A 24,192-nucleotide genomic window follows, 5' to 3' on the forward strand; every position below is an offset into this window, starting at 1 on the left:
CCTTGAACGCGCCGGCTCCCGCTCGAGGCGCCATCGTCGACGTAAAGTTATGTGGGTGGCGCCCGCCCGTCCGGTATGGACACGCGCTCGAGCACCGGACTGGTCGGAACGCTCGTAATCGCCCTGCTGGTCGGAATCGGCGTCGGCGGATTCCTCGCCGGCTACGTCATCGACTCGCCCGGCGAGTGGCTCGTACCGACGGTCGGCTCGCTGGCCGTCGCCGCCGTCGTCGTCGGCGCGCTGATCGCGCTCGGGTCGGGATCGACGCGACGACTGGAGAACCCGTACTGGTAGGCGCTACCGTTCCTGTCGTCCCTTCGTCTGCCTGTAGTCCGAGGCCATCAGCTCGACGAAACGCTCGAGCCACGCCTGGGTCTGCTCGTCGGTCTGCTTGCGGGGTTCGATCATGGGGACGAGTTCGAACCCTCGACCGCGGACGGTCGTCGCGTGATCGGCCTCGAGGTCGAGCTCCTCGACGGGCGTCGTCGTGTACTCGACGCCGATTTCCGAGAGCGCACGCTCGCCGACGGGGACGATGATCTCGGGGTTGATCATCCGGATCTCGGCGTTCAGATATGGCTCGCAGTTGCCAATCTCCTCGTCGGTCGGCTTCCGATCGGGGTCGCGACACCGGGTGAGGTTCGTCAGGTAGACGTTCTCGAGTTCGGGTCGGTCGTCGGGCGAGGTCGAATCACAGAGCGCCAGCCGCTCGAGCATCCGACGAAGCGACGTTCCCCGCTCGTCGCCCTCGTCCGGTTCGTCTTCGGCGAGAAACGGTACCCCGACCTCGTCGGCCCTGGCGGTCGGTCGCTCCCCGACGAACAGGAAGTCGGCCCCGACGTCGCCGTAGCCGTGGATGACCTGGGTGCGGGTCTCACAGAGCGCCGGACAGTTCCGGCAGTCCTCGTCCATGCCGTACGGGTTCGCGCGGGTTTGCTGATTCGCGTCCACGGTGGTAGCTCGGGACAGGGAACTAAAAGCGACGCGCCCGGCGCCGGTGTGAACGGAGTACGCTACCGACCGAGCCCGCCCCGTTCGGTGACTTCGAGGATGAACTTCACGTTACGGACGATCTCCTCTGGCGAGGTGTCCTCGCTCTCGTCGTAGAGGTCGCTGGTCCGGTAGAGGATGTTCGCGAGCTGTTTGCGCTCGCTGCTCTCGCCCCGGATCTCGTCGGCGATCTCTCGGAGCGCGGCGACCCGTTCAGGGTCGGGCTCGAACTCGAGATTCTCGCCGTCGGTCATTGCTCCGAGACGCGGGTTCCCGTCCCGCTCGGCTGCGAGGCGCCGCGTCGGTGAACGATCCCCGTATTGTTCGCAACGTTCTCAGTGATCGTTCGGAACGCGTCGCCGGTTTCGCCGTTGTCGGAGATGACGGTCGGCTCCCCGCCGTCGCCGCCCTCGCGGACGGTCGGATCGAGCGGAATCGACCCCAAGAATGGCATGCTGTGGGTCTCGGCGAACTCCTCGCCACCGCCCGATCCGAAGATGTCGTGCTCGCCGCCGCAGTCGGGGCAGGCGAACGTCGACATGTTCTCGGCGATGCCGAGCACGACGGTGTCGTGTTTGGCGAACATCTCGAGACCCTTTCGGGCGTCGTCGAGCGCGACGTCCTGTGGCGTCGTGACGATCACCGCACCCGTGACGGGCATCGTCTGGAGCATCGTCAGCTGCGTGTCGCCGGTGCCCGGCGGCAGGTCGACGATCAGGTAATCCAGGTTCCCCCACTCGACGTCCTCTGTGAGCTGGGTGATGACCTTGTGGACCATCGGCCCCCGCCAGATGACGGGGTCGTCCTCGCCGGTGAGAAAGGCCATGCTCATCAGCTTCACGCCGTACTTCTCGGGCGGGACGAGGGTCTCGTCCTCGGTGGCCATCGGCGGCTCGTCGGCGTCGAACATTCGCGGGACGTTCGGTCCGTAGACGTCGGCGTCGAACAGGCCAACCTGAGCACCCAGCTGGGAGAGTCCAGCCGCGAGGTTCGTCGCGACGGTCGACTTCCCGACCCCGCCCTTCCCGGAGGCGACCGCGATGACGTTTTTCACTCCCGGGAGGACCTGTTCGTCGCCCCCGCTATCCCGGTCGGGAATGCTCGCCGAGAGGTTCGGTTCTAGCCCCTCCTCGAGGAGGAGCTCCCGGATCTCGCCGGCGATGTCGGTCTCGGTCGGGGAGTAGGGTGCCCCGAGCGCGAGATCGATGTCGACCTCGTCGCCCTCGACCGAGAGCTCGTTGACGAGCCCGAGCGAGACGATATCCTCGCCCAGTTCCGGATCCTCGACCGTCCGAAGGCGGTCGCGAACGGCGTCTTCGTCCATGCTCGTAGGGTGTGGCCCGCCGTCGAAAAGGGTTGTGTTCGGATACCGAAGCGCCGGGTGAGCGACGAAATCGATCTACTTCCCGAGCGATTCCAACCGCTGTGCCGTCGGGAGACTCCAGTCGTAGGTCACCGCAACCAATCGAGTTGCGAGCGTCACTCCCGCACACGCCGCGGCAGCGGTTCCCGCGGTCCCCCCGAGGGTTCCGACGAGCCAGTAGGCGCATCCGCCCAGCACCGCACAGCTCGCGTAGAAGTCCTCGAGAAGGATGAACGGCGATCGATCGAGGAGGATGTCGGCGACCGCACCACCCCCTGCCGCGTTGATCGTCGCGATCGCGACGACGCCGAACGCCGAGACGCCGGTCTCCGTCGCGACGATCGCTCCGGTCGTGGCGAAGGCCGCGAGTCCGATCGCGTCCGAGACGAGCGTGATCGGATGATCGTCCGGCGAGCGCAACACGACGCTCAGGCCGATCGCCAGACTCACACCGAGCAGTCCGAGCGCGATCTCGACCGGCGACTGCAGCGCCAACGGGACGCGGGCCACGAAGATATCCCGCGTCACGCCGCCGGCAAAGGCCATCGCCAGTCCGACGACGGCGATCCCGAACAGGTCGAACCGCTCCCGGATCGCCTTGCTCGACCCGACGAGTGCGAACGCGACCAGCCCGATCGTGTTCATGACGGCGAACGGGTCGCCGAACAACACCGCAGTGAGATCCTGCGTCACTGTCGGCGGCTACGAGCAAAGGCGCCTTGAACGCTACGTATACGAGAATTGTTGCGGTTTCACCCGGGGACTCGAGCGTGGTTACCGGCGATCGGCTCGACTCTCGCGGTGTCCGTGTTGCAGGGAGATGCCTACGTACCGCTTTTCGCCTCGGGATTCCTCGCTGCGTTCGGACCGCGGGACGTGAGGCTTAACCGCCGCCCGCGACTACCGATTCGTATGTCGACCGTTACGCTCATCGGCTCCCGCCTGGCCGAGCCGGGGACCGAGTTCGTCTACCACGGCGAGGCCGACGGCTGTGCGGGCTGTCCGTACCGCAGCCAGTGTCTCAACCTCTCGCCCGACACGAAGTACCGCGTCACCTCGGTCCGCGAGAACGCACAGACCCTCGAGTGTGCCATGCACGACGGCGGCGTTCGCGCGGTCGAGGTCGAACCGGTCCCCGTGCGGGCGAACATTCCCACGAAGGGCGCCTTCGCCGGCAGCAAGGCGAGCCTCCAGGGTCCCTGTCCGTACGTCGAGTGTCCGAGCCACGAGTACTGCGAGCCCGACGGCGTCGAGTTCGACGAGGAGTACCGCATCCGGAAGATCGTCGGCGATCCGCCACACGACGTCTGTCACCTGGACCGCTCGCTCCAGCTGGTCGAGCTCGAAGCGAACGACTGAGCGCTGGGTACGGGTCGATGCACTGACAGGACAGACACCCCAAGCGGTTCCTCGAAGACGGTGACGACGAACTCGAGACGCGTCCGGCGGGCGCAAACGAGTCGTCGAACGGCGGGTGGAACGCGGCCGTCGAACCGGCGTGACTGCACTACCGGGAGGCGGCGGCGGCGTTCGCCGACGCGGTCCCGGCGACGCTGGCGCTCGTGACGGAGTGATCGCCGCTGGAGAATCGGTAGCGTCGCTATCCGTCGACCTCGAGGCCCTCGCCCTCGAGCCAGCTGTCGGCCCAGCAGGAGATCTCCTCGAAGACCGGCTCGAGGGACTCCCCCTTCTCGGTGAGGCTGTAGTAGGTCGCGATCGGGGCGTCCTCCTCGAGGCGGCGCTCGACGAACCCCATCTCGCCGAGGTCGTCGAGCACCCGCGAGAGGGTGCGAGCGTTGGCGCCCGTCTCCCGTTTGAGCTCGTTGAATCGGTGTTCGCCCTCGAGCAGCGTGTGAAGGACAGCGAGTCGCCACTGGGAGCCGATCTGTTCGATCGATTCGACGACCGGACAGGCCTCCTCCTGGCGCTCGGCGGAGTCCTGTGATTGCGGGGTTGCCATTATCCGGCTGTAGGACAGCCCGCCGTATAGCAGTTCGGATGCGAACCAGCTAACCGAGAGATACCGCGACGCGACGCTACGGCGTCTCGACCTCGTCCTCGAGCAACGACTCGATCCGCTCGAGGGCGCGCAGACAGACCGGTGCGTAACCCGCTCCGCTCGGCGGGAGTTCGAAGACGACCCGACAGCGGTCCGCGGCGAGTTCGTCGACCCGGTGGCCGGTCGCGGAGATTCGAGCGACGCGCCACGTCCACCGCCGGTCCGTACAGTCGGTTACCTCGAACGGCAGCCAGACACCGGGGATTCGCATCCGTCCCGTCGTTCCTGCCCGAACGCGGGCGTCGGTCGCGTCGACGCCGCTGATCAGCGGCGACCACTCCGGCCACCGCCTGGTGTCGACGAGCAGTTCCCAGGCCGCCGCCGGCGGGACCGCGAGGACGTGGGAGGCCTCGAGCCGACGGCCGTCCGGCGTCGAGGCGAACTGGAGCCGTGTCATACCCGAACGACGCGAGCCAGCGACAAGGACGTTCTGCCCAGGGAACCGTTCGAAGTCCGATTCGGCGGCCCGATGGTGGCGCCGTCGGAGTTCGACGCTGACAGTTATGACGATAGCGCCGAATCGTGAACCAGTGCCGTCCTCTACCACGCGCCGCGGTCTCCTCGCCGGTGCCCTCGCCGCCGGCGTCGGCGGACTCACGCTGACCGGCGCTCGGGAGCTGCTCGACCAGTTCGCGCCGTTCTCGGGAACCGCCTGGGATGCGGCCGACAGGTCGCTCTCCGGGCGCGTTGCGAACCCCTATGGCGAGGCGACCGTTCGCTACGACGAGTACGGGGTTCCGAGCGTCGAGGCCGACGAGGAGCCCGCAGCCTACTTCGCCGTCGGCTACGTCCAGGCGTTCGACCGACTCGCCCAGCTCGACCTGCAACGGCGGGTCATGCGAGGGCGGGTGTCGGAGCTGGCCGGCGAGGGAACCCTCGCAGACGACGAGTTTCACGTCGCGATGGACTTCGCCGGCGCGGCCGAGGCGACCTGGGAGTACGTCGCCAAGACGCCCGCTGGACCGCTTGTCGAAGCCTACGCGGACGGCGTCAACGCAGCCATCGACGGCGAGGGATTGCCCCTCGAGTTCGAGCTCCTGGGGTACGAGCCCGATCCCTGGACGCCGGTCGACTCGATGCTCATGGAAAAACAGATATCGTGGGACCTGACCGGGAACTTCGGGGAGCTCCGCCGCGCGCTGATCGCCGACCGACTCGGCGAGGGCGTCCTCGAGGAACTGTTCCCCGAGCGGCTGGACCACGACGTGCCGATCCTGCGGGAGGCCGTCGAGGCGAAGACTCTCGAGGAGACGGAGGTCGCCGACTCCATCTCGGGGGGAGACGCCCTCGATCCGGCGCTAACCGACTGGCTCTCGAGGTTCGAGTCGCCCACCGGCGTCGGCTCGAACAGCTGGGTCGTCTCGGGTGAGCACACCGAGAGCGGCCGCCCGATCGTCGCCTACGACCCTCACCTCGCGCTGATGACGCCGCCGCTGTGGTACGAACAGCACGTCGAGACCCCCGAAACCTCCGTTCGGGGCGCGACGTTTCCGGGCGTCCCATTCGTTATCGCCGGCGCGAACGAGCGGGGGACGTGGTCGTTCACGAACGTCGGCGCGGACGTGCTGGACTGTTACACCTACGAGATCGACGACGACGGCGAGCGCTACCGCTACGACGGGGAGTGGCGCGAGTTCGACCGCGAGGAGCGAGAGATCGCCGTCGCGGGCGGCGACGATCGGACCCTCGAGGTCAGGAAAACGGTCCACGGGCCCGTCCTCGAGCGCGAGGGCCGTACCGTCGGCGTCGCCTGGACCGGCCACACGGCGACGCGGACGACCGAGGCGATCTACGAGTACGAGCGCAGCGACGGCCTCGAGGACCTGCTCGAGGCCACCCGGAAGTTCGACCTGCCGACCCAGAACCTCGTCTACGCCGACGCCGACGGGAGGACGCTGTACTACGCGACGGGCAAGCTCCCGATCCGCGAGATCGATGGGGAGGTCGTCTCTGGGAATCGCGTCTTCGACGGCTCCGCGGGCGAGGGCGAGTCGTCCTGGGAGGGGTTCGAGCCGTTCGGCGAGTCGTCCTGGGAGGGGTTCGTCCCATTCGAGGAGAAACCCCACGCGATCGATCCCGACGTTCTCGCGACGGCCAACCAGCGGGTCGTCGACGATTCCGAGCACTACATCGGGGTCGACTACGCCACCCCCTACCGGGGCGCCCGGATATACGACCGCCTCGACGACGCCGTCGAGTCCGGCGAGCCGACCGACCTCGAGTTCCACCGGGAGCTACAGAACGACGTCTACGACGGCCGGGCCGAACAGCTGGTGCCGGAGCTGCTCGAGGCGCTCGAGGAGCGAACCGAAGGCAGAGACGAATCCGACGGCGCCCTCGAGGACGCCCGCGAGACCCTCGCGGACTGGAACTACAGGATGGACGCCGACTCTCGCGGCGCGCTCCTCTTCGCCCGCTGGATGGACCGCTTTCGGCGACTGGTCGTCGAACCGGAGTTCGAGGAAGCCGACCTCGACGAGTCGTACTACCCCGACGACTGGGTGATCGCGACGCTTCCTGCCGACAGCCGGTTCTTCGATGACCGTTCGCGGGACGAGACGATGGTCGCCGCGCTCGAGGACGCCCTCGACGAGATCGACGACGCCGGATGGGAGCGCTACGGCGACTGGAACTCGACGCGAATCGTCGAGCACCCGTTCGGCGCGGAGGCGCCGTTTCTGAACTATCCCGAACTGCCGGCGGACGGCTCGCGAGCGACGGTGAAAAACTACCGCGTCGACTCGGCGGTCGGCGCGAGCTGGCGGATGGTCGTCGAGCCCGGCGGCGACGCAACCGCGATCCTGCCAGGCGGGAACTCGGGCGACTACTTCTCCGATCACTACGGCGACCAGCTCGAGGGGTGGCTCGCCAACGACCAGACGCCGATGGATCGAACGCTCGAGACGGAGGGCGAGCCCGACGTCGTCTTCGAGGAGGGGTCGTCGTGACCACGACCGATCGGAGCAAAGGAGACGCGGGCGGCGACCGCGATCGGACGATCGACGCCGCGCTCGAGCGAGTCCGAACCGAACCCCGTGCTCACTGGCTGGCCGTCCTCGTCGTCGTCCCGATCGGCCTCCTCCTCGCGTGGCTCCACTGGCTCGGGCTCGTCGTCGCCGGGGCGCTCGTCGGGTTCATCTCGCCGACCGTGTGGCACGGGCTCGCCGGCGCCCTCGGGTTCGGCGTTCTCGTCCTCGTGGCGTTCGCGATCGGACTCGGAGATTCGGCCTGGCGCATCCTCGAGATGACGCCCGCCGTCTACGTCACGGTCGCGAGCGCGCTCGGGCTGCCCGCGCTGGGTGCGCTGTTTCGGGGCGTCGTCTGAGTTCGCCGGGTGGGAGAGCCAGCGCGGGGACACGCGTCACAGATCAGGAGACATCCCGTCGAGGTAACCGCTCGATGTGCATCTTTACGATCATCTGGTGAAGCGTTCCGAGCAACCCATAGACCGCGAGACAGGAGACGAAGGCGATCGTCCCCAGCTTGCCACCGGACCCGCCCAGGTACGGTTCGGTGAACGCTACGACGAGCCCGACGACGATACCCGCTAGCGCCATCCAGCGTTCGTCCGGAATACGGGTCGAGTCGCTCATACCCGCAAACGAAGCCGCGTACACTGTCGCTGCCAGCAGGCCGCCGACCGCGGGATACAGCAACGGGAGCGCGACTCCGCCGAGCAGACCGACGACACCGGACGCTGACACCGGATCGAGTGGCGATCGGTGGTGGAGCGCGAAGGTGATTACCGCAGCGACGACGGAGAAACCCACGGCGAGGGCAACGGTATCGGAAGCCGGCAGCTGATCGCCGAGAAAGGAGGTCGGCGTTCCGAGGATCGTGAGGGCCGCCCCGACGAAGGCGGTGGTTCCGAGTTTCCCGCCGACTCCGTGAAACACCGGTTGGGCCAGGAGGTAGACGGCGACTGCCAGTACTGCCGCCACGAGGCCCTGCCAGTAGGTCGGAAACACGATCGGCGACGTCATACCGACGAACGCCCCGCAGTAGGCCGGAACGGCGAGCGGCCGCCTCACGACGACCGCCAAGAGGCCGGTGACGCTCGCAGCAACCACCGGTGTGAGCCCACCTTCGACGACGAGCACGAAGGTCACGAAGCCACCGACCAGAATCGCGCCTGCGATCCCGATCATCTCGGTCGGGTCGATCGGTTCGATCTCGGGTGCCGCTCGAACCGTCCGGAGTTCGAACGCAATACCGCGGAGGGCGAGCAGCGTAAGCGACAGGAGAACGCCGCCGAGAGCGATGGATTCTGCCTCGAGGACGGCACCTACCACCGCGAGCCCTACCAGGATCATCGCCGGAACTGCAAGGAGAAACAACCCGAGAAAGGCCACCCCCCACTGCGGGCGATCGGCCGTCGAGAGCGAAGAACAACGATCGGCTGCCATGCCGACCTGTTCTTTTCCTCGTTACAAAAACCCGGGTAGTGCACGATTGCAGAGAGACAAAAGCGGGGCTGTGCCGTCCACTGAGGCTGACCCAATCGTTGCCCCTCACGATCGTTCCGTCTCTCTCCCAGTCGCTGGCTTCGGATGGCTGGAACAGCGACGACCCCCTACTCCGCAGGCACATCAACGATACCTGGAAGTGACGGCGGGCCCGCACGTCGTCGCTTGCCGATCCACGTACTGTTTTGCCGTCCCGTCGAGTACGGGCCGCCATGGAGTACACCACCCTCGGTTCGACCGGGATGGAGGTCAGCCGGCTCTGTCTGGGCTGTATGAGCTTCGGCTCGAGCGACTGGCGCGAGTGGGTCTTGGAGGAGGAAGAGAGCCACGAGATCATCGACCGCGCGATCGACCTCGGAATCAACTTCTTCGATACGGCGAACCTCTACTCGAAGGGAGAATCCGAGCGGATCCTCGGGAACGCGCTCGAAGGTCGCCGGGAGGAGTCCGTCGTCGCGACGAAGGGCTACTTCCAGATGCGCGAGGACGACCCGAACTCGGGCGGGCTCTCCCGGAAGGCGATCGAACAGGAGCTCGCGGCCAGCCGCGAGCGGCTGGGGATGGATACGATCGACCTCTACCAGATCCACCGCTGGGACGACGACACGCCGATCGAGACGACGATGCGGGCCTTAGACGACGCCGTTCGCCGGGGTCACGCCCGCTACGTCGGCGCCTCGTCGATGTGGACCCACCAGTTCGCCGACGCCCTCCACACCAGCGATCGGCTGGGACTCGAGCGCTTCGCGACGATGCAGAACCACTACAACCTCGTGTATCGGGAGGAGGAACGCGAGATGCTGCCGTTCTGTGAGCAGGAGGATATCGGCGTGATGCCGTGGTCGCCGCTCGCCCGGGGCTATCTCACGCGTCCCCACGAGGAGATCGACGCGACGACCCGCGGCGAGACTGAAGAGCACATGTACGACCACCCCTACCGCGAGGGCGGCGGCCAGGAGGTAAACGAGCGCGTCGCCGAGATCGCCGCCCAGGAAGGCGCCACGATGGCCCAGATCGCGCTCGCGTGGCTGCTCAACAAGGAGTGGGTCGACGCGCCGATCATCGGCACCACGAGCGTCGAACACTTAGAACAGGCCGTCGAGGCCCTCGAGATCTCGCTGTCGTCGTCGGACATCGCCTACCTCGAGGAGCCCTACGAGCCGGTGCCGGTATCGGGACACAGCTGAAAGGGTTCAGGAATGACACCGCGGTTTCTTCAGGTAGAGTCGAACGTGATCTCGAATTGTCAGTGATGGGATCGAGGCCCGAGGGACCGGGACCTGTCCATCGACCGGCGGGATCGAACGTCCTGTGGATCAACCGAAGGTCTTCTCAAGCGGCGGGACGACCTGCTTTTTCCGGGACATAACGCCGGGCAAAAACGCTCCCCGATCCGTGAACGAGGTGTCGAGAGCATCTTCTACGGCCTCCGTATGGCTGCCAGCTATGAGGGCGATGGATTCCTCCCCAAGGACGTCCGTGACGAGCAATAGAAGCACGTCGAAGTCCCGCTCAGAAACGATTTCGTCCATCGCAGCGAGTATAGCATCCCGCTGATCCAACACCACCTCCTGCTCTACGGTTTCGATCTGTCCGATTCCCACCTGATTCGATCCGAACTCGAATTCTTTGAAGTCACTCAGCACCATTTCTCGAGGCTGTTTCTCCCCGAGCTTGCTTTTCTGTTGCAGCAGCTCTTTGCCGTACTCCTCGTGGTCCACATCGGCCGTTTCCGCCAGTCGCTCGACTATACTCCGATCCGTTTCGGTAGTCGTCGGGGATCGGAGCACAACGGTATCGCTCAACAGCCCGCTGAGCAGCAGGCCGGCAGTCTCGGTCTCGATCGTCTCGCCCGCTTCGTCGTACAGGTGCGTGAGGATAGTAGCGGTGGATCCAACCGGTTCGGTTCGGAAGAAGATGGGATCGCTGGTCTGTACGTCACCGATTCGATGGTGGTCCACGACCTCGACGATCTCGGCACCGCGCGCGCCGGACACGGCCTGACTGTACTCGTTATGATCGACGAGGATCAGCCGGTCCCCCGCTGCATCATCGATGAGAGTGGGGGTTTCGACGTCCCACCGATCAAGGACGAACCGGGTCTCCGGGTTCACCGCACCGGCCCGCGCCGGGACCACATCCGCTCCCTGTGCCTGCTTCAGCCGTGCATACGCGAGGGCAGAGCAGATAGTGTCAGTGTCCGGCTGTTGATGACCAATAACGTAGATGGGGTTTGCCATAGCCGCTGTATCGTACCCTCGTTAAAAACTATATGCCATACCGTTCTGGTGGATGGCTCGTTTCCCGTTCCTGTCTCTGCTCTACCGAACAATCGCTTGCTTGCTGAATTCGCGTCCTGTATTCCGCACGGCTCCTTTGCTCCATTAGTTGATGGAAGAGACAGCGTTAGGTGCGTACCCCCTGCGTGACCTCCTCCTCGCCGTAAACGGCGAGATTCTCTCCTCGAAGAAAGATAGCGAATCGACCAATTCGGATTCGACAACGGAACCGCATTACCCACCACTGTGACACTACTGTGATATGGCGATCTCGAGGTCGCGTTCGTCGCCCTCGTCGGCGCTCGCGAGGATCGCGCCCCGGTCTTGCCGAGGGAACGCCGTCGTTGGTTGCCTGGACGGTGACGAGAGTCTGTACGGCGAGAACGACGGTTCAGAAAACTCCCTGCTATAGCTCTACTTTGTGGCCAGAGATACTTAAAGAACGAACGGTGTCGGCTCCGACTCGACTCTCACAGTTGATTTGATCCCGAACTGTCGTCGTTGAGCTCGCGGACTGCTGCTCGGAACAGTGATCGGAACCGAAATTCGAGAAAACGACTTCCTACTATATCTCTACCTTGTAGCCAGAAGCACTTAAACGAAAATCCCCACACCGAACGGTCCGAGAACCCGTTCAGCTCATGAACAGCCGTCGTCCGGCCCGTTCGTGGCGCATCCCCATGATCTCGGCCAGCGGGGCGAACGAGGTCATCGCGGCGACGTCGTCGTCGACGTGGCGCTCGCAGACGGCCTCGATCACGGACTCGAGATCGGCGAGCACCGTCTGAATCTCCGTGTGGCCGAACCGGCCGAGTCGCTGGGCCGCCCCGAGCAACCCCGTCACGAACGAGTAGGCGTGAGTCAGACAGGCCTCGAGTCGCGGGAGGCCCCGATCGGCGGCGACGACGCCGAAGACGACCGGGTAGTGTCCCGGTGTTTCGTCGCGGTCGACGGCGTCCGCGACGGCTGTAGCGAACTCCCCGGAGTCTCCGTCGGCGACACCGCTGTCCGGGTCGTTCCCCTCGAGTTCGCCAGCGAGCAACAGCTCACAGAGCTTCGCGCCCGCTTTCGTCGAACTCTCACGAAACTCGCGGGGCATCGTCACGGCGTGCAGGCGTTCGTCGACGGCGAGCAGTCGGTCGAGGTCCTTGGCCCGCGCCGCGGCGTGGGCGTTCGCCAGCGCGACGGTCTCGCAGGGGCCGACGACCCGCCGGAGGTAGGCCGCGAGTAGTGCTCGAAGATCGTCACCGTCCTCGATTCGATCCTCGTTTATGTACTGCTCGAGGCCGTAGGAAGCCGTGTAGCCACCGACGGGGAGAAACGAGTCCCCGAGTCGCAGGGCGGTCAGGAACGCTCCTGGCTCAGTTTCCATGGTCGTGGCCGTGCTTGTGATCCTGCCCGTGGCTGTGGTCGTCGTGGTCGTGATCGTGCCGATGACTGTGATCGCCGTCGTGTTCGTGACTGTGACCGTGAGCGTGATCGCCGTGGGAGTGGGAAAGCTCGTGATCGTCGTGGCCGTGCTCGTGATCGCCACCGTAATCCGCTTCACCGTCTCGTCGATCCGTAACGAACAGATCCGCCTCGACGGTCGTCCCCTTGACCTCGGCACCGGGAACGACGTCGCCCACGACCCGTTCAACGATGTGGCGGTCGGCCGCGAGCGGGACGTAGACGATGCCATCCTCGACGGCGAGATCCCAGTGCTGGTTACCGACGCGGTGGCCGAGTTCGACCGCGGCCTCGAGTGCGTCGGGAGTCGCGTCGAGCAGTGAGACAGCTATCGCCTCGAGGGGTTCGAAGGCGACGACGATCATCCGTTCCTCGTCGTCGAGCAGGACGTCGCCCGACGAGACGGCCGGTCGATCGAGGACGACCCCGACCTCGGTTCCTCGATCGGTCGTCGCCCGGAACCGGGATCGGCGCCGATTCTCGGCTTTCAGCACGACCCGCTCGAGTGTGCCGGCGTCTTCGTGGGCCTCGAAGCGGGCGGCGAGGTCGTCGTCGGCGTGAACGTTGCCGACGACGCCGTCGATGCGCTCCATCAGTACCGCCGGTCGGCCGGTATGCCGACCCCCAGGGTGTGTTTTCTCACTTCGTCCCAGGCCGCGCGAACGGCTGCCGTGACATCGGCCTCCCGACGGCCGAGGACGCGGACGATCCCGCCGGCCTCGCAGGGTAACGTCGAAACGCCCGCGTGGGTTCCATCGGACTCCGCGAGCCGGTCGTCGATCGCCTCGACGAGGTCGGGGAGGTCATCGAGCCAGGGCACGAACGCGTACAGCGAGCCGACGACGCCGTACTCGCCGACGCTGGCCGGGTCCTGTGGATCGCGCTCTGCGGGTCGCAGGTCGACGGCGTCGGCACAGACGAGTCGCCCCTCGCATTCGGCCTCGACGCGAGCGTGGTAGTGGTCGAACGCGAACGGCTCGTGGTCGCTCAGGCCGTCGGGGACGAGCACGTCGGCGACGACGACCGTCGCCTCCCTATCGAGTTCGATCGAGACGGTCTGGAGACAGCGCGCGTCCTCGTTGACGATCGTCGCGCCGGGGACGTACTCGAGGTGACTGCCCGCCTCGGCCCGCAGCGTCGCCTCGAGGTGGGCGTAGTTCGCCCGCATGCTGTGGACCTTCGTCGCGCTCTGGGTCGTTACGTGCGCGCGCGCTCCCGCTCGAGCCTCGGCGACCAGTCGGTGGCGGTCGCCCTGGGCGACGCCGCCGGTCGGCTCCTGGGTGACCAGCGTCGTGAGTCCAGGTGCGGGATCGGTGTCGAGCGTGCCCGTCAGGTGGTACGGCACCTTCACCCGGTCGTGGACGAGCCGGGTCGGGTGCTCACCCGTGCGAGCGAACGTCGCCTCGAGCAGCCCGTTCTTGCCGGGGCCGCCCGCGGGCGCCTGTGCGAGTGACTCGTCGGCGTACGCTTCGAACGCCGGGGGGATCACCGCTGCCGTTTCGGTTCCGCGGGCGGCGCTCACGCGAACAGCACCTCTCGGTCGACGTGGGAGATGACCTCCCCGACGCCCGAGCCGTCCTTGCAGTTGGTGAAGACGAACGGGTCGTCGCCGCGGACCTCGGTCGTATCGCGCTCGATAACGTCCAGGTCGGCGTCGACGTGCGGCGCGAGGTCGGTCTTGTTGATCACCAGTAGATCCGCCTGCGTGACGCCGGGACCTCGTTTCCGGGGGATGTCCTCGCCCTCGGCGACCGAGATGACGAACAGGAAGTAGTCCGCGAGTTCGGGGTTGAACGTCGCGGCCAGATTGTCACCGCCGCTCTCGACGATAACGACGTCGAGATCGGGGTGGCGCTCGGTAAACTCGTCGATCGCCGCGAGGTTCATCGAGGGGTCCTCGCGGATGCCCGTATGAGGACAGGCACCGGTTTCGACCCCCTCGACGAGATCTGCGGGAACGAGATCGGCGAACGATTCGCGGAAGACGTCGGCGTCCTCCTGGGTCATGATGTCGTTGGCGATGACGCCGACCTCGTAGCCGTCCTCGACCAGTTCCGGGACCAGTCGACGAACCAGCGCGGTCTTTCCGGAGCCGACGGGGCCGCCGATGCCGACCTTGGCGACGTCGCGGTAGCCCATCAGTCGTCACCCTCCGTGGGTTCCGGACCGCCACCGGTTTGATCCGTCTCAGGATCGCCGGTGTGCTCGTCGACACCCTCCAAATCGAGCGCCGCACCGGGATCCGGATCGACCGTCTCGAGCTGCTCGCGCGTATCGGCCCGGATCGGATCGTGGACGGTGACGAGCTTCGTTCCGTCGGGGAAGACCGGTTCGACCTGGATCATACCCACGAGCTCGGGGACGCCGTCCATGACGTCGTCGCGGGTGAGCAGCTGGGTCGCCTCCGAACGGATTCGCGAGACCGATTTACCCTCGCGGGCGGCCTCGCAACACCAATCGGAGACGTACGCCACCGTCTCGGGGTGGTTGAGTTTCACGCCGCGGTCCTTCCGCCGGCGGGCGAGTTCGGCGGCCATGAACACCGTCAGCCGCTCCATCTCCTTCGGCGAGAGCATCATCGGCCGCTCACCTCGGGGACGGAGACGGGTCTGGTGTCGGGCACTCGGCTCGGCAACATTGTCGCAGTCGTGTGTAGGTGGATCATCGGAATCACAGGAGGTATCGCTGGGCGAGGGGAAGTTCGTCGGCGGGGTCGCAGGTGACGTGCTCGCCGTCGACGGCCACTTCGAAGGTCTGTGCGTCGATCTCGATATCGTCCGGACAGTGGTCGTTGTGCAGCATGTCGGACTTGCCGACCGATCGGGTGTCTCGAACCGGCCGGACCGGCGTCTTCAGGTCGTAGGCGTCGCCGACCTCGTTCTCGTAGGCAGCGTTGCTCACGAACGAGATCGAAAGGGCCTGCTTCGCCCGTCCCTGGGCGCCGGCGCGCTCACGACCGAGGATCGGCTCGCAGGTCATCAGCGAGCCGTTGGCTTCGCCCATCTGGGACCAGACGGGGAAGCCGCCCTTGATGACGGCCTTCGGCTTGACGCCGAAGAACGCGGGGTCCCACAGCGCGATATCTGCGAGCTTGCCCGGCTCGAGCGAGCCGACGTAGTCGTCGATCCCCGACGTGATCGCGGGGTTGATCGTGTACTTCGCGACGTAGCGCTCGATGCGGGCGTTGTCCGCGTCGGTTCCCTCGTCGGCCTCGAGCGGGCCGCGCTGGGCCTTCATCTTGTGGGCCGTCTGCCAGGTGCGGGAGACGAGTTCGGCCATCCGTCCCATCGCCTGCGAGTCCGTCGTCATCATCGAGATGGCGCCCGTGTCGTGGAGGACGTCCTCCGCGGCGATCGTCTCCGCGCGGATTCGCGATTCGGCGAAGGCGACGTCCTCGGGGACGTCCGGGTTGAGGTGGTGACACACCATCACCATGTCCAGGTGCTCGTCGAACGTGTTCTCCGTGTAGGGCATCGACGGGTTCGTCGACGACGGAAGCATGTGCTCGAAGCCGATCAGCTCGAGGACGTCCGGCGCGTGGCCGCCGCCGGCGCCCTCGATGTGGAAGGTGTGGATCGTCCGGCCGTCGATGGCGTCGAACGTGTCCTCGACGAACCCCGACTCGTTCAGGGTGTCGGTGTGAATACAGACCTGCACGTCCATCTCGTCGGCGACGTCGAGGCAGGTATCGATCGCCGCGGGCGTCGAGCCCCAGTCCTCGTGGAGCTTCATCCCGCAGGCGCCCGCTTCGATCTGCTCGCGGAGGCCCTCCGGCTCGCTGGCGTTTCCCTTCCCGTAGAAGCCGACGTTGACCGGCCAGTCCTCCGCGGCCTGGAGGAATCGCGTGATGCTCTCGGGGCCAGGGGTGCAGGTCGTCGCGCCGCCGCCGAAGCCGCCGCCGAGCATCGTCGTGACCCCCGCACCCAGGGCGTGGTCGACCAGCTGCGGGCTGTTGAAGTGGACGTGTGCGTCGATCGCGCCGGCCGTCGCGATCAGCCCGTCGGCTGGAATCGTATCCGTACTCGGGCCGATCACCATGTCGACGCCGTCCATCGTGTCGGGGTTGCCCGCCTTCCCGACGCCGACGATCCGCCCGTTCCGAACGCCGATATCGCCCTTACAGACGCCCAACACGGGGTCGATGATCACGACATTCGTAAAGGCCCAGTCGAGGGCGCCCTCGGCCTGCGTCGTCCCCGGCTGCATCCCCATCCCGTCGCGCATCGTCTTCCCGCCGCCGAAGACGGCTTCCTCGCCGGGCGTTCCGTAGTCGGTCTCGATCCTCGCCAGCAGGTTCGTATCGCCCAGTCGGACGCGATCGCCCTCGGTCGCCCCGAACAGGTCCGTATACTCGCGTCGCGAGAGTTCGCGGCTCATGGCTCGTCGTTCCCCGCCGCCGAGTCCTCCGCGTCGATCCCGAGGAAACCCCGTTCCCGAGCCCGCTCGAGCGCTCGCTCTCGGACGTCCTCGTCGTCGAGCGGGCCGTCGACCAGCCCGCTCATCCCGCGAACGATCCGGTCGCCGCCGATCGCGACGAGTTCGACCTCCCGCTCCTGGCCCGGTTCGAATCGAACCGCCGTTCCCGCCGGCACGTTCAGCCGAAACCCGTACGACCGTTCCCGGTCGAACCGCAGTCCCGGGTTGACCTCGAAGAAGTGAAAGTGCGAGCCGACCTGTACCGGTCGATCCCCGGTGTTCTCGGCCGTGACGGTCGTCGTCTCCCGTCCCTCATTGATTTGAACCGGGTCGTCGGCCGGCAGCAACTCGCCCGGGACGATCCCGCTCATCGATCGATCACCGCGACGCTCGAGCGTTCGTTCATCACGCCGCCCTTCGAAAGGCGGCATCCTAATGCACGCTGTTACAACAATATTTGCATTTCATGCACGTATAGGCTGTTTTCAAGAGTATTCTCGTACGAGGTCTGTTTCAGATTCCGATCGAGGAGCGGAAACTGGACGGTTTCGAACTGATGCAGTCACTCCGCACCGAGCGCTTTCTCGAACGCCGGCAGGTTGAGTTCGCGCATCTGGCCGAGGTAGTCGCCGTAGCCCGCTTCGTCCCACTCCTCGATCGTGCTCTCCATCGGCGACACCATCAGGGTGTCCTCGACGCTGTCGGCCTCCTCGGCGATCGTCTCGGCGAGGCGGTCGCCGTCAAAGTAGTCCCAGAGGACGTACTCGATCCCCTCCTCCTCGAGGAAGGCGACGGTGTCGGCGATCTCCTCGCTCGAGGGTTCGGCGTCGGGCGAGAGCCCGACCGGAGTCCAGATCTCGAAGCCGTAGCGCTCGCCGAGGTACTGAAACGAGTCGTGGCCGGCGAGCACGACGGCGTCGTGTTCACGCTCCGAGAGGCGTTCGTCGTACGCCTGGTGGAGCTCCTCGAGTTCCTCGATGTAGGCCGCTGCGTTCTCCTCGTAGATCGCCTCGTTGTCGGGATCGAGATGGGTGAGTCCGTCGCGGACGTTCTCGACGCCGCGCTGAGCGAGGACGGGGTCGGCGAAGAACTTGGCGTCGTACTCGCCGTGGCTGTGATCGTGGCCGTGGCCGTCGTCGTCCGCGTGGTCGCCGTGATCGTGGTGATGCTCGCCGACCTCGGTCTTGAGCATCGGCGCCTCGTAGACGACCTCGTCGTCTTCGCGCACCTCGAAGGTGAGTTCGGCGAAGCCGTCGTCGGTGCCTCGAAGGATCACCGAATCGCTGTCGACGTCGTACTCGAGGAACGCGTCGACGTCGTCACCTTCGGCCCGAACGCCGAGGGTGTACTCGTCGCCGAGGAGAATCTCCTCGCCGTCGTCGTCCTCGACGAGTGCGGTCAGCGCCCGCTCCTCGTCGAGCGGGAGCGCCAACGGATCGTGGTGCCAGTGGCCGCCGTGGGCGTACGCGACCGTCTCGCCGTCCTCGAGCAGGGTGAACTCGCCGACGCCGAGTTCCTCGACGCGGTCGTCCTCGCCGTGACCGTGGTCGTGGCCGTGGTCGTCATCGTACTCGAGCAGGTCGATCCCCGCGAGTGCGTCGATCAGCGCGAGGTCGGATTCGTCCTCGAGTTCGGGGACGGCGTCGTCGACCCAGTGCTGGAACCCCTCGGCGTCGAGGTAGACGAAGGCGTCGGCCTCGGAGATCTCGGGGACGAGCGTCGACGGCGGCTCCCAGCCGTGGCCGTGTTCGCCGTCGGGGACGGCGTTCTCGACCGTCGCTCCGTCGCCGGCGACCGCGGCGGTGAACTCCGCGAGTGTAAAGAACGACGCGTACAGGTCGTCGTCCGGCGCGTCGTCGCCTGCCGGTTCGTCCAGACAGCCGGCGAGAGCGGCCGAACAGAGCCCGCCCGCCGCACCCAGCACGTCGCGTCGTCTGTAGTTCATCGATACCCTTGCTCGCCACCGGTTCCTCATAGATCCCTCGTCTCGGGTAATACTGCTCAAAACGGCCGTTGGACTGGGTTTCGATGGCAGTAGTCGTATTCGATGTCCGTCCAGAAATCGCCGAAGACGACGGCTCGAACGTCGGCAGCGTTCGGTACAGAGTTTCGTCTCGTCGGGGGCTCTCCCTGCTGCTCAGAGGAACTCGACGGAGATCCTGAATCCGGACGAGCCCGCGTCCAAAATTTGAGGGGCGTAGTCTGGTTGCTACTCAAGATAACGTCTGTTCAATATTATATCATCATTACCGACAACTACCCATCGGGGGAGACGTTGTACTGTTGGCAGGGAACGTTTTTATATCAGTAGCGGAGTCCGACGAACAGAGATGATATCTGGACAAATGTCACCCGAATTCGGTTTTTCGGTTGACGGACTAGCATATTTGGCAAGCCGAAATACGTGTTCGGAGGAGTGTTCGTGACCGAACGGTCGCTTACCCGACGCTCGGTGCTCGCGGCCGGCTCGGCCGGTACACTGGCGGCCACCGCTGGCTGCGTCGGCGAGGGCACCGTCCTGGGGATGCAAGACGGCGGCACGAATCCGACGGCCGCCGTCCTCGAGGACCGATCCGGAACGTTCGCGCTGACGGGCACGGCGAAGTACCGGACGACGATGCTGGCGATCGAAGAGATCAACCGCGACGGGGGGTTCCTCGGCGAGGAGCTCAAGGTCTTCGCGCCGGACCCGCAGTCGGACAACATGCGCTACCAGGACCTGGCCCGCCACGCGATCTACCAGGAGGACGCCGACGTCCTGTGGGCGGGCTACTCGAGCGCGACCCGGGAGGCGATCCGGCCGCTGATCAACGAACACGAGCAGCTGTACTTCTACACGACCCAGTACGAGGGTGGGGTCTGCGACAAGACCGTCTTCCCGCTGGGTGCGACGGCCCGCCAGCAGCTCGGCGCCGTCGTCCCCCACATGATCGAGACGTACGGCGACGAGATCTACACGGTCGCCGCGGACTACAACTTCGGCCAGCTCTCGGGGGACTGGGTGAAGATCATCGCCGAGGAACACGGCGCCGAGGTCGTCGGCGAGGAGTACATCCCGCTCGAGGAGTCCCAGTTCGGCTCGACGATCAACAACATCCAGTCGGCGGAGCCGGACTTCGTGATGTCGATGCTCGTCGGCCAGGATCACTCGGCGTTCTACGAGCAGCGCCTGGCCAGCGGGCTCACCGACATCCCGGTCGGCACCTCGACGAACATGGCCCAGGAGCGCGAACACCTGCGGATCGACCCGCCCGCCCTGGAGGACGTCTACGCGGGCGTCAACTACATGGAGGAGCTGCCGACCGACCGGAACGAGGCGTTCGTCGAGCGCTACTACGAGCGCTGGGACGACGCGGAGTACATCAACCAGGAAGCGCAGAACAACTACTTCTCGGTCTACCTCTACAAGGAGGCCGTCGAGCGCGCGGGGACGTTCGAGCAGGCGGCCGTGATCGAGGCCCTCGAGTCGGGCCTCGAGGTCGAAGCCCCGGAGGGCAAGATCAGACTCGACCCCGAAACACACCACGTGGAACACAACATGCGCGTCGCACACGCCGACGAGAATCACGACATCAGCTTCGACGAACCGCGGACGATCGAGCCGGTCTTCCTCCAGGAGGCCGGCTGTGATCTGACGAGCGAAGCGGAACAGACCCAGTACGAGCCAGAAGCGTTCTACGAGGAGGCCTGAGATGGCGGGCGCAGGACTGCTGAACTTCGGCTTCGAGTTCGTCGAGATCTTCGCGTTCATCGTACTGGCGACGGTCGGGCTGGCGGTGATCTTCGGCATGATGGGGATCATCAACCTCGCCCACGGCGAGTTCATCCTCGTCGGCGCGTACGCGACGACGTTCGCGTTCGCCGCCAGCGTTCCGCTGCCGCTTGCGATGCTCACCGGCGTCGTGCTGACGGCGGTGTACGGGCTCGTCCTCGAGCGCCTGATCATCCGTCACCTCTACGGTCGACTGCTCGACTCGATGGTCGTCACCTGGGGGATTAGCCTCGTGATGATCCAGCTCACGCGGATCGTCTTCGGCAACACCGCTCCCGGGATCGGGATTCCGTTCGGCCAGCTGCCGATCGTCGACGGTCCCGTCTACTACCTCGTCCTCGCGGTCGTCGCGGTCGGGGTGCTCGGCGGGCTGTACGCGCTGTTCATGTGGACCGACTTCGGGATCCGCGCCCGCGCGACGATGCAGGACGAGGCGACCGCGCGCAGCATGGGCGTCGACACCGATCGGATGTACATGTCGACGTTCGCCGTCGGCTCCGGACTGGCGGGTCTCGCGGGGGCGCTGTACGCGCCCGTGATGACGATCACGCCCGAGTACGGCACCGGGTTCCTGATCGAGGCGTTCGTCGCGGTCGTCGTTGGCGGCGCCTCCGTTCTCGTGGGAACCGTCCTCGCCAGCGGCCTCCTCGGGACGGTCAACGCCACGGTGACGAACGTTGCCGGCACCTTCATGGGGCAGGTCGCGATGCTGATCGCCGCGATCGTCGCCATCCGCCTGATGCCCGACGGGATCACGGGACTGCTCGCCGACTGGCGGGAGAGCCGAGGTGAGAGCCAGTGAGCGTCGAGTCGGGCGACGGTCCCTTCGCCGCGCTCCGCCGACCGTTCGAGGGGCCGAACACGATGGGCAACTCACCGGCGTTCTGGCTCGGCCTCGCGGTCGCCGTCGCCGTCCTCGCGGCGATGCCCGTTCTCTTCGGGCTCTACGCCGCGGAGGTCGGCGCGGTATTTCTCGCCTACGCCCTGCTCGGGATGAGTCTCGCCTTCATCTGGGGGTACTGTGGCATCCTCAGCTTCGGGCAGGTCGCCTTCTTCGGCGTCGCCGGCTACGCGTTCGGGATCGTCGCGATCAACGCCGCGACGCTGACCGGGCTGACGGTCGCGTTGCTCGCGGCGATCGCCGTCTCGACGGTCTTCGCGGCGGCACTCGGTTACTTCATGTTCTACGGCGGGGTGCGGGACGTCTACGTGACGATCCTTACGCTCGTCGTCGCGCTGGTGTTGTACACGTTCATGGGTCAGACCGCGGGCGGCGAGTGGACGATCGGCGACGCCCGGCTGGGCGGGTTCAACGGGATGAGCGGCGTTCCGGATCTCGCCGTCGGAGTCGGCTCGACCGGGGTCGAGATCGGACTGCTCGGCCACTACTACGTGACGCTGGGAGCACTCGTGGCGACCTACCTCGGGCTGCGCGCGCTCGTCAACAGTCAGTTCGGCTACGCGATGGTCGCGACCCGCGAGGACGAGGATCGGACGGCGATGTTCGGGTATGACACGACGTTCATCAAGCTCGTCGTCTTCACGATCGGCGGAGCGGTCGCCGGGCTCGGCGGCGTGCTGTTTACCACGCAGAACAACTACGTCGACCCGAGCGTCTTCGGCATCACCGCGGCCGCACTGCCGGTCGTCTGGGCCAGCGTCGGCGGCCGAACCTCGCTGCTCGGCACCGTTGGCGCCGCGCTCGCGATCCAGTTCGTCGACTACCGGCTCGCGCTCTCGGGCAGCGAGTGGGCGCTGGTGCTGATCGGCTCGCTGCTGGTGTTCGTCGTCCTCCTCATGCCGGAGGGGGTCGCCCCACGGCTCCACGAGTACGTTCTCGAGTACCGCGAGGACGCCGATCCGTCACCCGTTCCGCGGGAGCCGCCCGCGGCCACCGAGGAGGTGAGCGACTGATGGCGACGAGCGATCCCAGCGTCAAAACCACGCCGGCGGTCGACGAAACCGGCGCGGACTCCTCGCGGATCCTCCAGACGCGCGGGCTGCGCAAGGAGTTCGGCGGGCTCACCGCGACCGACGACGTCGACTTCGCCATCGAGGCGGGTGAGTTGCGCTGTCTCATCGGTCCCAACGGGGCCGGCAAGAGCACGTTCCTCAACCTGCTCACGGGCCAGCTCGATCCCACGGCCGGCGAGATCTACTACAACGGCGCCGACATTACGGGGCTGCCGTCCCACGAGCGGGTCGGACGCGGAATCAGCATGAAATTCCAGGTTCCGAGCGTCTACGAGGGCCTGACCGTGGCTCAAAACCTGCGGATCCCGCTCCAGCAGGTCGTCGAGCCCGACGCGTTCGACGCCCGCACGCGCGAGATCCTCGAGCGCTTCGACCTGCTCGAGCAGTGGGGGACCGTCGCCGGGGAGCTCTCTCACGGCCAACAACAGCGACTCGAGATCGGGATGGCGATGGCGATGGAGCCGAAGCTCATGCTGCTCGACGAACCCGTCGCCGGGCTCTCGATCGAGGAGACCGCGGACATCGCGGAACTCCTCCGGGAGATCGCCGACGACGACGGCGTCGCCCTGATCGTCATCGAACACGACATCGATTTCGTCGAAACGATCGCGGATCGCGTCACGGTCCTCGACGGGGGTTCGATCTTCCGGGAGGGCCCCATCGAGGAGATCAAGGCCGATCCCGAAGTGAAGCGGATCTACCTGGGGGAGGATCACTGATGCTCGAACTTACCGACCTGCACGCGTCGTACGGCAAGACACCGATTCTCCGCGGCGTCGACGTCGGCGTCGACGAGGGGGAGATCGTCGGGATCATGGGGAAAAACGGCGTCGGCAAGACGACGCTCGTCAAGGCCGTCATGGGCCTGCTCGAGGTCGACGAGGGACGCATCCGCTTCGACGGGGCCGACGTCACCGACGAGCCGGCCGACGTCCGGGCCCGTCGCGGAATCGGCTACATTCCGCAGGGCCGGGACGTCTTCCCCGAGCTGACCGTCGAGGAGAACCTACGGATGGGCGAAACGATCAACGAGGGCGACGATCGGCTGCAGTACGAGGCCGTCTACGACTACTTCCCCATCCTCGAGGAGCGCCGCGATCAGGAGGCGGGGACGATGAGCGGCGGCCAGCGTCAGATGCTCGCGATCGGTCGCGCGCTCGTCGGCAACCCCGAACTCCTCCTGCTCGACGAACCCTCCGAGGGCGTCCAGCCCTCGATCGTCCAGGACGTCACGCGGGATCTGAAACGGGTCAACGAGGAGCTCGGAACGACGATCCTCTTCGTCGAACAGAACCTCCACGTCGTCCAGAACCTCGCCGAACGCTGCTACGCGATCGACAAGGGGACGATCGTCGACGAACTCGAGGGCGACCGACTCGAGTCCCGGGAGGCGGTGACGGAGTATCTCGCGGTCTAAGCCGCTC

General features: G+C 66.1%; 26 protein-coding genes. 10 read left to right on the plus strand and 16 right to left on the minus strand.

Features of this window, described 5'->3' with window-relative positions:
- The first annotated feature begins 75 nt into the window (after window positions 1-75).
- Window positions 76-294, plus strand: a complete 219-nt coding sequence (locus C491_RS09560; RefSeq protein WP_005555633.1) for a hypothetical protein — start codon at window positions 76-78, stop codon at window positions 292-294.
- A 3-nt stretch (window positions 295-297) separates the two neighbouring features.
- Here the strand turns inward: C491_RS09560 and C491_RS09565 are convergent, their stop codons facing one another.
- The 4 genes from C491_RS09565 to C491_RS09580 form a co-directional block, all read right to left on the minus strand.
- The gene (locus C491_RS09565) at window positions 298-951 is read right to left on the minus strand and encodes a uracil-DNA glycosylase (RefSeq protein ID WP_083909300.1); all 654 of its coding nucleotides are present in this window, start codon (window positions 949-951) and stop codon (window positions 298-300) included.
- Window positions 952-1,013: 62 nt separating this feature from the next.
- On the minus strand, window positions 1,014-1,244 hold the full coding sequence (locus C491_RS09570; RefSeq protein ID WP_005555638.1) for a hypothetical protein: 231 nt from the start codon (window positions 1,242-1,244) through the stop codon (window positions 1,014-1,016).
- Window positions 1,241-2,314, minus strand: coding sequence for an Mrp/NBP35 family ATP-binding protein (locus C491_RS09575; RefSeq protein WP_005555640.1), 1,074 nt, complete (start codon window positions 2,312-2,314; stop codon window positions 1,241-1,243). Before C491_RS09575 ends, C491_RS09570 begins: the two co-directional genes overlap by 4 nt.
- 75 nt (window positions 2,315-2,389) lie before the next feature.
- Entirely contained in the window at window positions 2,390-3,046 is a 657-nt protein-coding gene (locus C491_RS09580) for a trimeric intracellular cation channel family protein (RefSeq protein ID WP_005555642.1), read from the minus strand.
- 219 nt (window positions 3,047-3,265) lie between these two features.
- On the opposite strand from C491_RS09580, the gene C491_RS09585 reads away from it, so the two are divergent.
- The gene (locus tag C491_RS09585) at window positions 3,266-3,712 is read left to right on the plus strand and encodes a UPF0179 family protein (RefSeq protein WP_005555644.1); all 447 of its coding nucleotides are present in this window, start codon (window positions 3,266-3,268) and stop codon (window positions 3,710-3,712) included.
- A 241-nt stretch (window positions 3,713-3,953) separates the two neighbouring features.
- Here the strand turns inward: C491_RS09585 and C491_RS09590 are convergent, their stop codons facing one another.
- Both C491_RS09590 and C491_RS09595 read right to left on the minus strand, forming a co-directional pair.
- Window positions 3,954-4,313, minus strand: a complete 360-nt coding sequence (locus tag C491_RS09590; protein ID WP_005555645.1) for a winged helix-turn-helix transcriptional regulator — start codon at window positions 4,311-4,313, stop codon at window positions 3,954-3,956.
- A gap of 76 nt (window positions 4,314-4,389) precedes the next feature.
- Complete coding sequence (locus tag C491_RS09595; protein WP_005555647.1) at window positions 4,390-4,809, minus strand: SRPBCC family protein; 420 nt, start codon at window positions 4,807-4,809, stop codon at window positions 4,390-4,392.
- Window positions 4,810-4,942: 133 nt separating this feature from the next.
- Here C491_RS09595 and C491_RS09600 point away from each other — a divergent pair, with 133 nt between their 5' ends.
- On the plus strand, window positions 4,943-7,360 hold the full coding sequence (locus C491_RS09600; RefSeq protein ID WP_005555650.1) for a penicillin acylase family protein: 2,418 nt from the start codon (window positions 4,943-4,945) through the stop codon (window positions 7,358-7,360).
- A complete protein-coding gene (locus C491_RS09605; protein WP_005555653.1) occupies window positions 7,357-7,737 on the plus strand; it encodes a hypothetical protein in 381 nt (126 codons plus the stop codon). The genes C491_RS09600 and C491_RS09605 overlap by 4 nt, the downstream gene beginning before the upstream one ends.
- A gap of 43 nt (window positions 7,738-7,780) precedes the next feature.
- Here C491_RS09605 and C491_RS09610 read toward each other — a convergent pair whose 3' ends face one another.
- Window positions 7,781-8,818, minus strand: a complete 1,038-nt coding sequence (locus C491_RS09610; RefSeq protein ID WP_152421301.1) for a hypothetical protein — start codon at window positions 8,816-8,818, stop codon at window positions 7,781-7,783.
- Between the two features lie 272 nt (window positions 8,819-9,090).
- Here C491_RS09610 and C491_RS09615 point away from each other — a divergent pair, with 272 nt between their 5' ends.
- Entirely contained in the window at window positions 9,091-10,065 is a 975-nt protein-coding gene (locus C491_RS09615; RefSeq protein WP_005555657.1) for an aldo/keto reductase, read from the plus strand.
- A 129-nt stretch (window positions 10,066-10,194) separates the two neighbouring features.
- On the opposite strand, the gene C491_RS09620 is transcribed toward C491_RS09615, so the two are convergent.
- The 9 genes from C491_RS09620 to C491_RS09660 all read right to left on the minus strand — a co-directional run bounded on the left by C491_RS09620 (window position 10,195) and on the right by C491_RS09660 (window position 18,967).
- A complete protein-coding gene (locus C491_RS09620) occupies window positions 10,195-11,118 on the minus strand; it encodes a manganese-dependent inorganic pyrophosphatase (protein WP_005555660.1) in 924 nt (307 codons plus the stop codon).
- A gap of 673 nt (window positions 11,119-11,791) precedes the next feature.
- Window positions 11,792-12,529 carry an urease accessory protein UreF gene (locus C491_RS09625; RefSeq protein ID WP_005555662.1) on the minus strand — a complete coding sequence of 246 codons (738 nt, stop codon included), beginning with the start codon at window positions 12,527-12,529 and terminating at the stop codon, window positions 11,792-11,794.
- Complete coding sequence (ureE, locus tag C491_RS09630) at window positions 12,519-13,199, minus strand: urease accessory protein UreE (RefSeq protein ID WP_005555665.1); 681 nt, start codon at window positions 13,197-13,199, stop codon at window positions 12,519-12,521. The genes C491_RS09625 and ureE overlap by 11 nt, the downstream gene beginning before the upstream one ends.
- Window positions 13,199-14,128, minus strand: coding sequence for an urease accessory protein UreD (locus C491_RS09635; RefSeq protein ID WP_005555666.1), 930 nt, complete (start codon window positions 14,126-14,128; stop codon window positions 13,199-13,201). The genes ureE and C491_RS09635 overlap by 1 nt, the downstream gene beginning before the upstream one ends.
- Window positions 14,125-14,745: an urease accessory protein UreG gene (gene ureG / locus C491_RS09640; RefSeq protein WP_005555669.1), complete on the minus strand. Its 621-nt coding sequence runs from the start codon at window positions 14,743-14,745 to the stop codon at window positions 14,125-14,127. Before ureG ends, C491_RS09635 begins: the two co-directional genes overlap by 4 nt.
- Window positions 14,745-15,185: an urease subunit gamma gene (locus C491_RS09645; RefSeq protein WP_005555671.1), complete on the minus strand. Its 441-nt coding sequence runs from the start codon at window positions 15,183-15,185 to the stop codon at window positions 14,745-14,747. The genes ureG and C491_RS09645 overlap by 1 nt, the downstream gene beginning before the upstream one ends.
- A 91-nt stretch (window positions 15,186-15,276) precedes the next feature.
- A complete protein-coding gene (ureC, locus tag C491_RS09650; RefSeq protein WP_005555673.1) occupies window positions 15,277-16,983 on the minus strand; it encodes an urease subunit alpha in 1,707 nt (568 codons plus the stop codon).
- Window positions 16,980-17,393, minus strand: a complete 414-nt coding sequence (locus C491_RS09655) for an urease subunit beta (RefSeq protein ID WP_005555675.1) — start codon at window positions 17,391-17,393, stop codon at window positions 16,980-16,982. Before C491_RS09655 ends, ureC begins: the two co-directional genes overlap by 4 nt.
- A 191-nt stretch (window positions 17,394-17,584) precedes the next feature.
- Window positions 17,585-18,967 (minus strand): metal ABC transporter solute-binding protein, Zn/Mn family, encoded by a 1,383-nt coding sequence (locus C491_RS09660; protein WP_005555677.1) that lies wholly within the window; start codon window positions 18,965-18,967, stop codon window positions 17,585-17,587.
- A 477-nt stretch (window positions 18,968-19,444) separates the two neighbouring features.
- Between C491_RS09660 and C491_RS09665 the strand changes: the two genes are divergently transcribed.
- From C491_RS09665 to C491_RS09685, 5 genes are read left to right on the plus strand one after another with little or no spacing between them, the layout of a single operon-like run.
- On the plus strand, window positions 19,445-20,713 hold the full coding sequence (locus C491_RS09665) for an urea ABC transporter substrate-binding protein (protein WP_049891738.1): 1,269 nt from the start codon (window positions 19,445-19,447) through the stop codon (window positions 20,711-20,713).
- Window position 20,714: 1 nt separating this feature from the next.
- Window positions 20,715-21,596, plus strand: coding sequence for an urea ABC transporter, permease protein UrtB (gene urtB, locus C491_RS09670; RefSeq protein ID WP_005555682.1), 882 nt, complete (start codon window positions 20,715-20,717; stop codon window positions 21,594-21,596).
- Entirely contained in the window at window positions 21,593-22,708 is a 1,116-nt protein-coding gene (locus C491_RS09675; RefSeq protein WP_005555684.1) for an ABC transporter permease subunit, read from the plus strand. Before urtB ends, C491_RS09675 begins: the two co-directional genes overlap by 4 nt.
- Entirely contained in the window at window positions 22,708-23,487 is a 780-nt protein-coding gene (locus C491_RS09680; RefSeq protein WP_005555686.1) for an ABC transporter ATP-binding protein, read from the plus strand. Before C491_RS09675 ends, C491_RS09680 begins: the two co-directional genes overlap by 1 nt.
- The gene (locus C491_RS09685; protein WP_005555687.1) at window positions 23,487-24,185 is read left to right on the plus strand and encodes an ABC transporter ATP-binding protein; all 699 of its coding nucleotides are present in this window, start codon (window positions 23,487-23,489) and stop codon (window positions 24,183-24,185) included. Before C491_RS09680 ends, C491_RS09685 begins: the two co-directional genes overlap by 1 nt.
- Window positions 24,186-24,192 lie beyond the last annotated feature (7 nt).

Origin of the sequence: Natronococcus amylolyticus DSM 10524 (assembly GCF_000337675.1) — an archaeon.
GTDB classification, from domain to species: Archaea; Halobacteriota; Halobacteria; order Halobacteriales; family Natrialbaceae; genus Natronococcus; species Natronococcus amylolyticus.